Origin of the sequence: Oceaniferula marina, from assembly GCF_013391475.1 — a bacterium.
In the GTDB taxonomy this organism is placed as follows: domain Bacteria; phylum Verrucomicrobiota; class Verrucomicrobiia; order Verrucomicrobiales; family Akkermansiaceae; genus Oceaniferula; species Oceaniferula marina.
The window spans coordinates 770,115-785,939 of record NZ_JACBAZ010000004.1 but is presented as its reverse complement, the minus strand read 5'-3'; the positions used below and the strand labels follow the sequence as shown (position 1 = coordinate 785,939).

At 52.7% G+C, this 15,825-nt stretch carries 10 protein-coding genes; 7 read left to right on the top strand and 3 right to left on the bottom strand.

Annotated elements, in window-relative coordinates:
• Window positions 1-338 precede the first annotated feature (338 nt).
• On the top strand, window positions 339-1,370 hold the full coding sequence (locus tag HW115_RS13260; RefSeq protein ID WP_178933351.1) for a histone deacetylase family protein: 1,032 nt from the start codon (window positions 339-341) through the stop codon (window positions 1,368-1,370).
• Window positions 1,371-1,456: 86 nt separating this feature from the next.
• Here the strand turns inward: HW115_RS13260 and HW115_RS13255 are convergent, their stop codons facing one another.
• Window positions 1,457-2,482 (bottom strand): N-acetylmuramoyl-L-alanine amidase family protein, encoded by a 1,026-nt coding sequence (locus HW115_RS13255; protein WP_227021489.1) that lies wholly within the window; start codon window positions 2,480-2,482, stop codon window positions 1,457-1,459.
• A gap of 113 nt (window positions 2,483-2,595) precedes the next feature.
• On the opposite strand from HW115_RS13255, the gene HW115_RS13250 reads away from it, so the two are divergent.
• The 5 genes from HW115_RS13250 to HW115_RS13230 all read left to right on the top strand — a co-directional run bounded on the left by HW115_RS13250 (window position 2,596) and on the right by HW115_RS13230 (window position 9,143).
• Complete coding sequence (locus HW115_RS13250) at window positions 2,596-3,492, top strand: SMP-30/gluconolactonase/LRE family protein (RefSeq protein WP_227021488.1); 897 nt, start codon at window positions 2,596-2,598, stop codon at window positions 3,490-3,492.
• A gap of 307 nt (window positions 3,493-3,799) precedes the next feature.
• A complete protein-coding gene (locus HW115_RS13245) occupies window positions 3,800-4,747 on the top strand; it encodes a homoserine kinase (protein WP_178933348.1) in 948 nt (315 codons plus the stop codon).
• A gap of 229 nt (window positions 4,748-4,976) precedes the next feature.
• The gene (locus tag HW115_RS13240; RefSeq protein ID WP_178933347.1) at window positions 4,977-7,775 is read left to right on the top strand and encodes a phosphoenolpyruvate carboxylase; all 2,799 of its coding nucleotides are present in this window, start codon (window positions 4,977-4,979) and stop codon (window positions 7,773-7,775) included.
• A gap of 321 nt (window positions 7,776-8,096) precedes the next feature.
• Window positions 8,097-8,735: a hypothetical protein gene (locus HW115_RS13235; RefSeq protein WP_178933346.1), complete on the top strand. Its 639-nt coding sequence runs from the start codon at window positions 8,097-8,099 to the stop codon at window positions 8,733-8,735.
• Window positions 8,736-8,786: 51 nt separating this feature from the next.
• On the top strand, window positions 8,787-9,143 hold the full coding sequence (locus HW115_RS13230) for a hypothetical protein (protein ID WP_178933345.1): 357 nt from the start codon (window positions 8,787-8,789) through the stop codon (window positions 9,141-9,143).
• Window positions 9,144-9,159: 16 nt separating this feature from the next.
• On the opposite strand, the gene HW115_RS13225 is transcribed toward HW115_RS13230, so the two are convergent.
• Together HW115_RS13225 and HW115_RS13220 are read right to left on the bottom strand one after the other, a co-directional pair.
• Window positions 9,160-10,611, bottom strand: a complete 1,452-nt coding sequence (locus tag HW115_RS13225) for a sulfatase family protein (RefSeq protein ID WP_178933344.1) — start codon at window positions 10,609-10,611, stop codon at window positions 9,160-9,162.
• Between the two features lie 102 nt (window positions 10,612-10,713).
• On the bottom strand, window positions 10,714-11,463 hold the full coding sequence (locus HW115_RS13220) for an inositol monophosphatase family protein (protein WP_178933343.1): 750 nt from the start codon (window positions 11,461-11,463) through the stop codon (window positions 10,714-10,716).
• Window positions 11,464-12,153: 690 nt separating this feature from the next.
• Between HW115_RS13220 and HW115_RS13215 the strand changes: the two genes are divergently transcribed.
• On the top strand, window positions 12,154-15,825 hold the full coding sequence (locus HW115_RS13215) for a hypothetical protein (RefSeq protein ID WP_178933342.1): 3,672 nt from the start codon (window positions 12,154-12,156) through the stop codon (window positions 15,823-15,825).

Below are 15,825 nucleotides of genomic sequence, written 5' to 3'. Positions count from 1 at the left end.
TCGTTTGTCGGAATGGCGGTGTTCGTTTGGCCTTGAGTTCAAGGCGTGACAAAGGAATGTAGCGAGCTACATGACTGAGGAAAAACGCCGAAATCAAGCCAAAGAAATACCGCTTTTCATTCCCATCAGCTACGCTGACTCGCTTCCATCTCAAGCTCTTAATTATTTGACCATTCCGATAAAATAACCGGGAGAATGGTATCTGTGGAGGATTGAGACCAATCCTCCCTACCATGGCCACTTTACATCGGTGGACCCTGTTGCGGCGGGGAGGTTTGTATCCGGACCATGGTGTGTATTCCTCTTGCCAAATGAAATGGGCTCTCTAGCCTGAAGCCGTGAAAAAGTGGCTGCAGGCGATTGTTTTTTTGATGTGGTCCTGTCTGGTGCTTTCCTGCACGAGCCAGCAGCTCGTCGCGGATCCGGATGCATTGGACCGAATCCCGGTCGTCTACGACAAGGGGTACCGGATCGGGGCCTTTGGTCTGGAAAAGTTGCATCCCTTTGACATTGGTAAGTATCAGAAAATCCACCGCGGATTAAAAAAGGCGGGGGTGTTGAACGAGGAGAACGAACATCGACCAGAACCCTTAGCTCGTGAAACCCTGCTATTGGTGCACAGCCAGGACTATTTGGAGACTCTGAAATCGCCAGCTTGGGTGGCTGTCTATCTGGAGGCACCAGCAGTGCGCCTGCTTCCCAAGAGGATGCTTAAACGGAGTCTGATCGATCCCTTTATTCTAGCCTCCGGAGGGACACTGAAGGCATCTCGTCTGGCATTGGATCATGGGGCTGCGATCAATCTGGGTGGTGGGTATCATCACGCCAAGCCGGAAAGCGGCGAGGGCTTTTGTGTGATTGCCGATGTTCCGATTGCGATCCGCAAACTACAGAAAGAGGGGGAAATCAAGAGGGCGCTGGTGGTGGATACGGATATTCATCAGGGGAATGGCACGATTGTTTGCCTGGAGGACGACCCGAGCACCTTTACTTTTTCCATGCATGAATCCGGGATCTACCCGGTCCCCAAGGAAACGGGAGACCGTGATGTGTCGGTCCCGGCGGGCGTGACGGATGATGCTTACATGCGGTCACTGAAGCATTGGCTGCCGAAGGTGATTGCGAAGTCGAAGCCTGACATCGTGTTTTATGTCTCCGGTTGTGATGCTTTGGCCGGTGATCCACTGGCCAATGGGACCATGACCCATGAGGGGATTGCCCGGCGTGACGCCTACGTCTTAGCTGAGTGCCGCAAGCGGAAGATTCCCTTTGTGATGACCCTCGCCGGCGGTTACAGCAAGGACGCTTGGCAGGCCCAATACAAAAGTATCGTGGGCTTGATGAAAAAAGAGGATGTTACCTCTCCCTAGCTACTCTCGGTTGGGGAGTTTGAGCGGGGGCGAATAGGATGGGGCTGAAACCTGAACTACGTTTTCTTGCAGAAGTGTGTTCGGACTCAGCGCTTGCGGCTGATGGATCCACGGTAGACATCCACGGCTCGGACAAGGGCACGTGCCATGGTGACTTGGTATGCGTTGGAGTGGACTTTGCCGGCCTCTGCACGATTGGAGAGGAATCCACCTTCGAGTAGGATGGCGGGGATTTTAATGCCGGTGAGCACATTGAAGCGGGCGTGTTTGATCCCTCGGTCGGAAATATTAAAATTATTGCCGTATTGTCTGTTATTGAGATACATCAGGGTGCGGCTGTGGACTGCTGTCGCCAGAGCAACGCTGGCGGAGCCCATGATGTTTCCGGGAACGGCACGAGAGTCACGAGGTCGGTAGCCGCGTCCCATATGAGGCACCCCGATGGGGGAAATGGTGAAGGTTTCGATGCCGTTTGCCTTGGATTGACCTGAGTTGAAATGGATGCTGATGAAAATCGCGTTCGGAGCGTAGCGGTTGGCGATGTTCACCCGGTTGGCGAGAGAGAGATAAACGTCGCTATTGCGGGTCATCACTACGCGGTACCCTTTTTTCTGCAACATGTCGCGTGCGAGTCTGGCGACTTTCAGCGTGTATTCTTTTTCGTGGCTGAAATACCCGCGAGTGCCAGGGTCCCTGCCTCCGTGGCCAGCATCGATGATGACAGTGCTAAAGTGTGGCGCTTGTTTGATGTAGGTCGGCCGCATGACCGGATCGACGATATTGCTCAGGTCGGTGCGAGACAGAAGGTAATCACCCTTATAGGGCACAATCGGGTGGCTGAGTTTGAACAGGACGTTGTTCATCCGGCATTCTTGAGAGCCGGACCGGATGATCATTTTGACCTTGGCGTTTTCAAGGGTGATGGTTTTGCTCTTGATCGTTCGTTTGAAAAAATAGAATTTTTCGAGACTGCGCAGGGTGACACAGCTCTGACCTTTATAGGTCACAGCTTCCCATTTAAACGAAGACTGAGCACGCGTCGTATGACTGCTGGTGAGCAGAAGGAAGAGGGTGAAAAAAAAGGGGAGAATGGCGCGGTGATAGACTATCATCGGTCGATTCATTGGTTGAAGTTGACGTAGGATCGCCGAATTCTAGTCTGCTTCTGCAGAATGACAATGGTATTTCTTCGACAGATCGGGAAATCGTGGGTAATTGCATGGGTATGGCGACAATTGATCCGATTGGAAGTTACGTGGCACAGTGGGGGGAAGGTCCGCTTTGGTGGCAGGACAGACTGATGTATGTGGATATCGAACGCGGCCGGGTGCTGCAGCTCGACCCACTGACGGGTGAGGAGAAGATGTGGGATGTATCCGACCGGGTTGGTCGGGTTGGCACGGTGGTGCCCCGGTCCGATGGAGGTTGGCTGGTGGCCGGAGATTCGGGGCTTCACTTTTTTGATCCGGCATCCGGGGAGACAAAAGCCATTGTCGATCCGGAATCGGATAAGGCCGACAACCGTTTCAATGATGGGAAGTGCTCGCCGGATGGGCGATTTTTTGCCGGAACCATCAGCTTGGTCAAAAGCGAGGGGGATGCTGCCTTATACCGTTTGGATCCGGATGGTTCGTGCCAGGTGGCATTTGAGGGAGTCACCAATTCCAATGGTATCGTCTGGAGTGCCGACGCTTCGACTTGTTACTACATCGACACGCCGAGACGAGAGATCCTGGCTTTCGACTACTGTTCTGAGTCCGGTCAGTTGAGCAGCATGCGCGTGCTTTTATCGACTGCTGCGGTGGATGCTTCTCCTGACGGCATGACGATTGATTCGGAGGGCCGCTTGTGGGTGGCCTTTTGCCATGGCGCCTGTGTAGTTTGTTACGATCCGAAAACCGGGAAAGCGGTGCACCGGGTCGACTTTCCTTGTTTGGAGACGACGGCATGCGCATTCGGCGGGAGCAATCTGGATGAGCTTTATGTGACCACAGGTATTCATGCGACAGTGCGTGAAGAGCATGCCGGGCGTGTATTCTGTGTTCGCGGTCTCGGAGTGACCGGAGTTACGGCTCATGCCTTTGGTGCTTATACCACTCCACAAAACAGACGAGACGATTGATCGTTGTTGAGGTATTTGGAAAAGCACTGCGTGATCCATGAGAATTCCGGATGAATGACTCCTTTGGCTTTGTTTCTCCTTAGTCATGGTGCCCGCACCATTCCTTCGTCGCGCCTTACCAAAGAACTCATTCATCTCGGCTATCGTCCCGTCTGTTTTACTACTTGGTATTAGTCCGGGAGATGGATGTTTGCCATAGTTTCTTGAGTTTTGTCTGCAAGGGTTCTGGAGAAATGATGATGTCATACGAAAAATGACACCTCTTGGGCTGGTCAAAGTGGGGGCTTTTCTCTAGAAGCGCCGTCCGATGAAAACTGAATCACCCAAAGAAGTCCGTGTTTTTGCACCAGCCACTGTCGCGAATGTCGCCTGTGGTTTCGACGTTTTGGGCTTTGCCATTCAAGCGCCTGGCGACGAAGTGGTAGCCCGTCATTCTGACAAACCGGGGCTGCGAATTACCAAGATCACAGGAGATCATGGTAAACTTCCCAAGGATGTAGCCAAGAACACCGCAGGTGTGGCTGCGCTTGATTTGTTGCGCCATCTCGGCATGAGTGATCGTGGTATCGAGCTGGAAATTCATAAGAAAATGCCATTTGGCAGTGGGCTTGGCTCTTCCGCGGCGTCCGCGGTGGCCGGGGTATACGCGGTTAATAAACTGATTGGTGAGCCGCTGGCAAAAAAGCAGCTTCTACCCTTTGCGATGCAGGGAGAGGCAAGTGCTGATGGTGCTTGGCATGCGGATAACGTTGGGCCGAGCCTCCTCGGTGGGATTGTGTTTATCCGGTCGAATCAGGAGTTGGACATTGCCCAATTGCCAGTTCCGGCAAACCTTTGGGCTGCGGTGGTGCATCCCGATATGGAGATTTTGACCAAGGTTGCCCGTGAAATTTTACCCAGTGAAATTCCCATGGTGAATGCCACCCAGCAGATTGGTAATCTGGGCGGCTTGATTTGCGGTTTGATCCAGGAGGATTACGCGATGATTGGCCGCTCGATCCATGACGTGATCGCGGAGCCACGCCGTCAAAAATTGATTCCCGAATTTTATAATGCAAAGCGTGCTGCGATGTCTCAAGGCGCTCTTGGTTTTTCGATCTCAGGTGCCGGGCCCAGCGTCTTCGCCCTTTGTGAAGGGGAGGAGTCAGCCCAGCGTGTGGGTAAGGCCATTGCTGCTGTTTTTGATAAAATCAAACTGGGTAACCAGTGTTATGTCTCCCCGATCAATCGGGAGGGTGTTCACGTGGTGGCATAACGCGAGACCGCGCTCATGGTGCGGTTCCAGCCAGCTTCTATTTTTAGAGGTGCCCTTTAGACTGGCAGGGAGGATGATCGTTTGCGGTGATTCATGCGGGGATGCCGTGTGAGCTGTTCTGTGTCTACGGTTGCGGAGTGTCCCAAGGATGGGGCATTCCATGACACAATTGCCAGCCATCAGGACTCGACTTCATGCGAGCCAGACCTGAGGTTCGTCGGAGTTAGCCATGACCCCGACAACCTCCACTGCTGCCTTTTTCGAACACGTCCATTCTCCAGAATTTGTTGAGAACATTCGCTGTGCGAATGATGATTACCGACGTGAGGGATTTGAACAACTGGAACGCCGTTTGCGCATCCTGATGGATATGTTAGCGGATGTGCTCGAGCCAGAGCAAGCGCTGGTGGAAAGCATTCCTTGGCGAGGTGTTGATGTCCGGGACCGGGCACACGGGCCGGATCTGGTTGCAAAGACTGCCCAGCTTCAGGCGATCTGTTTTGAAATTTTAAACATGGTTGAGGAACGCACCGCGCTCAGGATCCGGCACCGTCGACGCAAGGATTTTGGTATGGCGGCGGAGCAAGGAATGTGGGGGCGCGTGATTGGTCAGCTCAAGCAGCAAGGGTTTACCGAAGATGAGGTGCTGGAGGCCCTGCCGGAGGTGGATGTTACCGCTGTGTTGACGGCCCACCCGACGGAAGCCAAGCGCGCCACGGTGCGTGAACGACATTTGGCACTCTACAAAGACTTGGTCAGCTGGGATCGCAACCAGGATGATCCGGTGACCTTGGCGAAAGTGATGGAATCGATACAGGTGGGCTTGGAAACCCTCTGGCATACGGGTGAAATCCATGCGTCGCGTCCGAGTATTCTGGCTGAACTTCGGCACACGATTTATTACCTGCGGGAGGTCTTCCCTCGGATCATTGGCAAGCTGGATCTGTCGTTGGAGGCTGCCTGGCAGTCAGCGGGATGGGATGTCGCCAAATTGCGGGCATCGAAGGCTTACCCGCGCCTTACTTTTGGCACCTGGGTCGGTGGGGACCGGGATGGACACCCCCTCGTGACCGCGTCAGTCACCCAGGATACATTGAAACGCTTGCACAAGCATGCTTTACGAATTCACAAAGGGCAGGTGAAGGAGGCCGCCAAGGCACTGACCCTGTCTCCTGCTTCCCAAGAGGTTCCGGCCGCATTAACCGCGCGTGTTCTGGAACTTCGCAAAGAATTGGGAGTGGAAGGGCGTGAAGTTGCGGCGACCCATGCGCGGGAGCCATGGCGATGTTTGGCCTATTTGATGTCGAAGAAGCTGGATGCGAAGCGTGCCTATACCAGCGTGGATGAATACGGTGCGGATCTGGATTTGATGTCGGAGACCTTGCTGCAGATCGGCGCAAAAAGTACGGCAAGAAATGTGGTGCAACCCTTGATGCGGCTCGCTGATGTGTTTGGCTTTCATCTGGCGACCCTGGATGTGCGGCAAAATTCACCCTTTCACGATCAGGCTGCGGCCCAGATGCTGGAAATTGTCGGTGTCGAAGATGGTGCGGGATTTGCTGACTGGCCGGAGGAAAAGCGGGTGGCCTACCTCGAACAGGAGCTGCGCAATGAGCGGCCGTTCCGACCATGGAAAGCTGATGAGGAGTCTGAGGCCGGGAAGGTGAGAGCCTGTTTTCGGGTGCTGCGCCAGCATGCACAACAGCACGGGTCTGCTGGATTCGGGTTGTATGTTGTGAGTATGACGCGTCAGGTGTCTGATATGTTACTGGTGCATTTGTTTGCCCGTGAGTGTCGGATGGCTGATTGGAAAGACGGATTGTGGGTGAGTCGGGTTCCGGTATGTCCCTTGTTTGAGACTGGAGATGATTTGAATCGTGCGGGTAAGATTGTGCAACACTACCTGTCATTGCCATCAGGGCACCATTTTCTGCGAGCGGGGGTATCGAAGCGAATGCCGGTGATGGTTGGCTACAGTGACAGTAACAAGGATAGTGGCCTGCTTTCCGGTCAGTGGTACTTGCAAAAGGCCCAGGCTGAAATCACCAGAGCCTGTCAGGATGCTGGTGCTCGCTGTGAATTTTTCCATGGACGGGGTGGGACGATCAGCCGTGGTGCCGGTCCGGTGCAGTGGTTTTTGCGTTCCCTGCCGACGGGGAGTCTGAGTGGTGCAATGCGCGTGACGGAACAGGGGGAGGTGATTCCCCGGAAATATGCGCACCGTTCGAATGCGGCTTATCATATGGAGTTGCTGATGGCTGGTGTGGCTGGTGTCACGGTGGCCAACCGTCGCAAACAAGAGCCATCCAGTCCGGGAGGAACCGAATACCAAGGGATCATGGAATGGATGTCGGGTCGAAGTCGGGCTGCTTACCGGGCATTTCTGGAAGAGCCGGGTTTTATGGAGTTTTATCGTCAGGCGACACCCATCGATGCGCTTGAGCACGGATGTTTTGGTTCGCGCCCGGCGCGCCGGACCGGCACGGCCAGTTTGGATGATTTGCGGGCCATTCCCTGGGTATTCAGTTGGACCCAGGCACGTTATTATTTACCTGGTTGGTTTGGTGTGGGCTCTGCGCTCGATCAGTTGAAAATGGAGAAGCCTGAGGACTTCGAACGGATGTTCTCTCTGATCCACGAGGAACCGTTTTTGCGTTACTTGCTGACCAATGTGGAGACCAATTTGGTCAGTGCGGATCTTCATTTGATGCAGGCGTATGCCGGGCTGGTCAGTGACGAGTCCTTACGCGAGCGATTCCAAGGAATGATCGAGTCCGAGTATTTCCGAACCAGTCGCATGATCGACGAGCTGTTTGGTTCTGGTTTTGCCCAGCGCCGTCCGAGGATCCAGCGGACTCTGGAGATGCGCGACCTTCCCCTGCGATTATTGCATGAACAGCAAATTCGCCTGCTGGCGGATTGGCGGGCCTGCCATGCCTCGGGAGATCAAAGCAGTGAGGGAGAGCTGCTCAATGCCCTGCAGTACTCGGTGAATGCGATTGCCAGTGGCCTGCGGACCACAGGATAGGTGTGCTCTGTTGCTTGTCAGGATCTGACATCAGCATCTGTTACTGGAAATAGCTGCAGGGCAAGGCCGGTTGAGTTAATCCGCTTTACCGTCTCGTTTAATCTAACATCTCGAGGTGCTTCTCGTATTCCTGCCAAAAGATTCAGAAAGAATGCGGCGCGTTTCGCTTGGTGGATATTTTGTCAAGAAATATTAACTATTTATCTCGCCATAGCTTCTTTTTTTTTGTAGGGTGTGCGCGAGTTGTTATATGCGACCAGTTCGCATCCTCTGAAAAATGCCCGTCCTTTTTGATAGAACCACTCTCACCCCAGTCACACCATGCCCAGAACTTCTGATCACAAACAACACATCAACGTCCGAGCCACACAGATGGAAATGAGTCCACGTGGCGCTGGAGCTGCTCCATTGTCCGAGGATTTTACCGGGAAATTGCAGGAGGCTCAGAGCCAGCTTGAATTGCTTCAGCAGCAGCAAGCGGAGGTTGAGCGGCAGAAGTTGGAGCTGCAGGAGTTGAACGAGCACAAGGATGAATTTCTGCAGGGACAGATTGAGATCAATGAAAAGCTGAACACTGCGATCACTGCGATGGACCGGGAGATTTTTGCGACCCGTCAGGAGCTCGAGGAGTTGGAGCAGGCACGGATCTGTTTTGCCGATCATCTGGAGAAAATTGATCAACTCAACCCGGACGGCTGGAACAACGAAAGCCTGCGCCAGGATCTGAGTCGTGCATTGTCGGTTCTGGATTTGGCGGAAGACGAGTATGAGCAGGCTGTTGCGCATTTTTCCAGTGGCCGGAGTTCTTCTGTCTTTGGTGGCGGAGGTGCAAAGCCGAAGCGCGTTGCTGGCCCCCGCCAGGAGAGTGAGTTACTGACCCAGTTCCGTAACGGGTTTGCATACAATTTTCCTTTGGTCTTGCTCGGTATCGTGGCGATGATCGTTTACCTGCTGAAATAAAAGAATCATAAACATGATCTAACGCATGTTCAGATATGCGTATGGATGACCATGGTAAGTCGGAAGTCCAGAGCCTCCAGAGCCTCAAAATCTGGAAGGAAGAAGGCACCCATTGGTGACCTGCAGTCGCGTGAGCAGGCGCTGAAGGAGGAAATTGCCAAGCTGCAAGAATATGTTGAGCAGGCGCCTGAACGGGAGCGCGCCGCTTACGTGGAGCAGATAAGCACCTTGCCTCCGCCTTCGGAAATTGAAGATCGCAAGCGGGTCGAGGCCTTTATGGACCGGTTGAGCCGAGGTGAGATTGCCAACGAACGGCGGTCCCAAGCAAGCAACGGCTTACTTTTGATTTTGCTGTTGCTGGCGATTGCCGCGATTGCTGCATGGATTTACCGCGTGGTGCAGATGTGACGGAGCAACATTCACCTCAATGCCGTGAGTGCCCCTGTTGTTGGTAGCGCACGAGTGTTTTTTTGAGTTCGCTGACCAGTTCCGGGTGTTGCTTGGCAACGTCGCTGGTTTCTTTTGGATCATTTTTCAGGTGGAAAAGTTTGTTGCCGGTCAGTTTCCACGGGCCTTTACGGATGGCAAACTTACCTTGGATGTCGTGATTGATGACGAGGGGACGCTGGGGTAGCGATGACTGTTGTCCGGTGATGAGCGGCAAGATGTTGGTGCTGTCCTCAGCCGCATTATCAGGCAGGGTGACATCGAGCAGCGAGGCCGTGGTTGCCATAAAGTCATTCAGGCAGATGGTTTGGTCGCAGTGGCTACCAGCTTGGGTTTTTCCGGGCCAGCGGACGATGAACGGGACGCGGTGTCCACCTTCGTGAATTTGGGCTTTGTGTCCTTTGAAGTGGTGGTGCAGGTCGACCCCGTGCTGTTCGAGTTGTTTGAAATTGGCCTTGGCTGAGGTGCCGTTGTCGCAGGAAAAGATCACCAGCGTGTTGTCGGCTGTGCCGGATTGTTCCAATGCCTCGAGGACTTGGCCGACAACCCAGTCGGTTTCCATGACAAAGTCGGCGTAGTGGCTGACTCCGCTTTTTCCTTGGAATGTTTTACTGGGGGCGATGGGTGTGTGCGGTGAAGTCAGCGAAAGATAGAGAAAAAACGGCTTATCCTTTTTGCTTTGGGTGTGAATCCATTCAACCGATTTTCGACCGAGCGTTGGCAGGATGTCTTCGAGTTTCCATCCGGGGAGCATCGGGCCGGCTGAGCCAAACATACTCTTTGGTTTGCTGGCTGTCGGGAGCCCTTGGAGCCGGTCGTTGGCAATCCAGATATAGGGTGGAAAATTGGGGACATCGACGCCGAAGTAGCTATCGAAGCCGTTGTCGGTGGGACCTCCGGTGATGGCCTGGGAGAAGTCGATGTTTTGTTCGGTCTCCTGGACACGTTTGGCGGCGTCTCCTTTGCGAAAAGAGGCATCGGTGATTTTCAGCTGGTCATTGGCTATTTTACCGTTTTTGTCGTACCAGTCGAGTCCGAGGTGCCACTTGCCGACCATGCCGGTGGCATACCCTTGCTGTTGTAACATCTCGGCTACGGTCAGACGTTCTTTTTCGATTAAGGGGGGTGCCCAATTCCAGAGAACGGAGCGCTTGAGTCGGGTTCGCCAGGCGTAGCGACCTGTCAGTAGCCCGTAGCGGGTGGGGGTGCAGACTGCCGAGCCGGAATGGGCGTCGGTGAAGTTCATACCCTGGCTGACGAGTTTGTCGATATGTGGGGTTTGGAGTGGACCGGATGCCGGGTTGTTCGCCGCGACGGAGTCGTAGCTCATGTCATCGGCCAGAATGAAGACGATGTTGGGTTTATCCTTGGCCAGGGTGCTTAGGCAGGGGAGTAGGCAGAAGAGGATGAGGGCAAAGCGCGCAGTCATAGGTAACAAGTGATGGATTGTAGGTAGCGGAGATCCATACCTACGTCACTTGTCGCCCCTATCTTGCAAGAATCGCCTGACCCGGAGTTTCGGCTGTCAGATTTAAAGGATCTCTTCGATCGGGATTTTGCCGTTGGTGGCAACAATCGAGTAGGCATCTGAGTATCCGGGAACGGGGGTGAGATCGGTTTTTCCACCTGCAGCTTCAAGGAGGAGTTGGCCGGCGGCGATATCCCAGAGTGAGATGCGGGATTCGACATAGGCATCGAGTCGGCCTGAGGCGATGTAGGCCATTCCAAGAGCCGCGCTGCCCATCATGCGCATTTTACGTGCTTTGAGCGAAGCCTTGCGAAAGCGTTCCAAGCCGGTGCTGAGAGATTCTTCGTCTTTTCCACAGCCAACAAACAGGGCGCACTCTTCGAGCTTGGTGCGAGGGCTGACTTGAATGGCTTTGCCGTTGAGTAGGGCCGGGCCTCCTTTTTCCACCTCCCACATATCGTCCATACTGGGGTCGTAGATCACGCCGACGATGAGCTCTCCTTTGTGTCGCAGGGCAATGGAGACACAGTAGTGGGGGATACCGTAAAAATAGTTTACCGTGCCGTCGATGGGATCGACGATCCATTGGTAATCACTATCCTGATTGCCTGCGAGCCCTTCTTCTCCATACAGTGCGTGATCGGGGAAAGCGGTGAGTAATACCCGGGTGATGAGGTCCTGGCTCTCGCGGTCGAGCGCAAGTTTGATGTCGTGGTGCTTGGCTTCATCGACTTCGAGAGCTTGGCCGAAGTGTTCTTTTAAAAAGGCTCCGGCCTGGCGGGCGGCCTGAGTGGCTACTTCAAGGTGAGTCATGGATGTGATTTACAATACGCTGAGGCAAAAAGCGATGCTGAAAATAGCGCAGATTCGTGGTGCCTATCTTGTTTTCTTGGGGTGAAACAGGTGTTCGCGAGTGGGATTGTTACCTGCATCAGCCGAACTTCAAGAAGCGGTAATCCCTTTCTATGGAGTGGTATCTGGAGTGGTGTCGATCGGTTCCTGCTGAGGAGAAAGGACACACCGTGTTGTCTGATTGGACTGAATCCTTAACCTTTGAGTCTAAGAGGTTTATTTGGGTTGCCTCGGCTTCGATTTTCGCCATTTTCTTTCTTTAAGAACCAGATTTTAGTGTGTGAATTGTGCCCTTTGAAGTGTTTCGTTTCACATTTGGAACAATAAGGGGGCTTTCGATTAAATTGAGATTTCCTGTCACCTTTTGATGGTCCGGTACATAAACTAGTGATTGCTGCGCAAGTTTGTCCATCGGCCTGGCTCCATCAATAAGTGCCATGACCCTGAGATGAGCGCCAGGTGTGGCTTGTTCCTCTTGGGACAAATTGACAAATTATTGAGATAGACTTGCCGCAAGCGATCCGGCCATGCTCCATGCAATGTTTTTAGGTGTGTGGTTCAGTAAGAACTGGCTTAGAAAAATAAGACTCTGACGTATTTACTTTGTGCTTGCAATAATTTAAGCTTTAGCAAAGGTAGAGAACAACTGATATGAAAAATCAAGCAATGATGGAGGCTGTGGATCGAAGATGCTGTGGTTCGGGTTTTGCCTTGGTGGCTACGATATCGGTGATGGTGTTGCTGGTTATGATTGCCCTGGCGATGTTGAGTTTATCCACTCTGGAGTTGAGGAGTTCGATATCGGCAAAGCATCAGTCGATCGCTAAGGCAAATGCCCGGATGGCCTTGATGATTGCTTTGGGGGAGCTCCAAAAATATGCCGGACAAGATCAGCGGGTGACGGCCAATGCCTCCATTCTGGATACGGATCCGATTACTCCTGAGATGGACGGCGTTATCTACCCTTACACGCTCGGGGTCTGGTCGACAGCTGATGAAGACGGGCGTTATTTGATTCAAACCGATGACGTGCTGAATGATTCTGGTGAACAATTTCTTGTGGATAGCCGGGTCAAGGACGAATGGGATCGCTCGACGGAGGTTTTGCGGTGGCTTGTTAGTGGCGAGGATTTTGATCCTATGGATAGTTATGGCAGTCAGATGGTATATCTGGGACGTGAAGGAGAAATGGATATTAGGATTCCTTCGACCCAGGTGGGTAACGGACATTTTGCCTGGAGGGTTTCGGATAACGCTCAGAAGTATACCTTCAACACATTGAATCCGTTTGCGGATAAGGCAAAGATTGCCACGCAGGATAAGAGTATCGCTGAATCCTTGGTTCCGTTGCAGACACCGGTGGATACGATTGATGAGCTGAATGGTGTGGATCCGACGGAAGAGGAAAAGGCCAAGATGCTGAGCACCATGTCTCTTGCTTTGCTGGACGGGCAGATTGTTGGGAGTGGGGATGCATTGCAGAAGATTAAGGACTCTCTGACTTACATGTCGATGGGCCTGCTGACCAATCCCCAGACAGGAGGCACTAAGAAAAACCTTTCTGCTTTTATCGAGGATTATGGAAGTTATGCCGACAAAGGAGAGGGATTTTTGCAAGGAATGCAGAAAAAAGACCCTATTCTGGACCGAGATCGCTTCCGATATACTTCTCCGACTTTTGGTGTTTTACAGGACTATGCCAGCCTGCGTGAGGAAGTAAGTGCAGGTGCGATCAGTAGTCGGTCTGAAGAAAGTAGCCCTACCGCGATCCATGATACCAATACCGCACAACCTGCTCCGGTGACAACCGAGCGAATCAAACAGGGCGTGCATCCGGTGCTGACAAAAGCAGCGGTGTTTCCCTATGTCGCCTATTCCAAAGAGAAAGAAATGGCAGTGTATTTGTTTTTTCCGAGGGTGGAACTCTACAACCCTTATGATGTAACGCTGCGTGGTCAGGATTATATCGTTAGTGTGACGGCGCGTTGGGGTTCGAAACGTTACAAGGCGGATCTCAGGGTGATTCGGGATGGTGAGGAGAAGGTCTTTTCATATCAGGGATTGGGAACCCAGGCTTCGGCAAATACTCATGCCGGCATGCCCTTTGCTACCGATCGGGATTTTGTGTTTCGTGTCAGTTGCCCGGACATTGCTCCGGGTGAAACCCTCTTGTTTTCTCCGGACCGGAGTTCGGGCAGTGAACGGATTGCCAATGGAAAAGCGGCGAGGTTTTATTGGCCGTCGGAAGGTGTCGGTTCCAATCTGGTTTTGAGCCCGGAAAGTGATCCTGAAGAAATGACTTGTTTCTGGATGCCGTGTAAATCCGGTTTGCAAGCGGGAGCTGAGATTAAAAATACGGATAATTTGTTATCCATGCGTATCTATGTGCCGAGTGCCCATTATCCATGTTTTTGGGATTGGGGAAATAAGCCTCACCGCGTTGCGAAACTGTATAAAATGAATCAGGCTTTTTCAGGCCATTACGCTGATGAACGTGGTAATAACCTTGAATTGTTACAAGCGATCGAAGCCTATGCTTATCTTCGAGGTAACCTTGGTATCTGGCCAAGTGTCAATCGAACGTATCAGCTCAGCTCGGTTCAGGATGTCATCGGCCAATCCATCGACCATGAAGTGTTCCGCTATTGGTGGATGGGTTATCGATTGATGAAAGATTCACCGACCCAGTCAGCTACGGCTGCTGTGGGAGGAAAGGACTGCGCATTTCCGATGTTGAGGCAATACAATATCCGAGGTGCTTACAGTCATTTTCATCCGATCCCGTATCAGGGCAAAGCCGGGAACCGCTACATTTTCGGGCCGTATGGCTGGACCAATGCCCATGATATCTTTGCCATGCCCTGGACTGGATCGGCTGGTGATGATGCGCTTTGCATGAGTAATAGTTACAATGCCGCGATGTGGGATGATGGCAAATACAAGATGAACCCTTATTTCTGGAACGACAACAGCTCGGCGATGTCCATGCCTTTGTTTGAAATACCGAAGCCGGATGTGCCTCTGCTTTCGATGACCTCCTTGAGGCATGCCAGCATGACGACCAAGCAGCATGCCCCTTCCTACATCGTCGGTTCTTCGTCGGCTCCCATCTATGCGCCTCGTCACGCCAGTGCCGCGAGTATGGAGCAATACCGGAATGCCTTTATCCGCTGTGGCAAGCACCACAATAAATCCATGCTTTGGGAGTATCATAATGATGAAAATACGTATTATGAGAACTATGACGCGTATGATTTTTCTTATGAATACAACCATGCATTGTATGATGCTTATTTTCTTTCGGGGATAGCGGATTTTAATCAGGCCTTTGAGTCCAAGATCTGGAACCGTGACGAGACACTCCCTAACCCGAGGTTGAGCTTGTCTTCTCACGAGGGGGCTGCGGAGCAAGGGCATTTGACGGATTTGCATTATGCGGCCCGATGTCTTTATATTAATGGTTCGTTTAACGTGAACTGCACAGACCCGGAAGTTTGGAGCCTGATGCTGAAATCCATGCGAGGCGCTCGACTGCTGACTGGAAAGGGTGAGGTTGCTGATGCTGATTCCACCCCGTATCCGCGGCATTCGCAGCCAGTGGGCAAGGCCGAGGAGCCGAAAGACTCCTACGATCAGAGTAACTGGGACAGCTTTCGCAGTTTGAGCGATTACCAGATTGAGGAGTTGAGTCTGGCGATTGTTGAGCAGGTGAAACGCCGGGCTCCCTTTATTTCGGTTTCCGATTTTATCAACCGCAGGCTGACAGAGGCTCCCTCGGATGGAGACCTGGCATCTGATCCGGGCTTGGCATTCGGTCCCACCAGTGAGGACGATGAAAGTAAACTAGGACTTAGTGGAGCACTTCAAGCGGCTCTGGATGATACGGAAATCAACCAGTACGCTGAGGATTTACACAACTCACCTTCGCCGGATGTGACCATTATCGGTGATCAAAGTTACTGGAGGCACAATGGCGAGGAGAGGATGCAGATGGCTCCGAATTTTGTCGAACAGGCGGATATCCTTACCAAGATCGACCCAGTGATTTCTTCACGCGGAGATACATTTACGATTACGGTCTATGGCGACAGTTCGGAAAACGGTATTGTTCAAGCCCGGGCATGGGCGTCGGCCACGGTTCAGCGGCAGTATGCTTATGTCGATGATAAAGGAGGATCGCCGGGAGGTAAGCAAGGGGATCTGCCCGAGACCAGTGAAGAGTTTTTGACGTCGGCATTGAATCGTAGGTTTGGCCGGACATTCCAGTTGATTGATTTTCGCTGGTTGAACAAGAGTGAGCTTAGTGATTTGACGACTTCATGA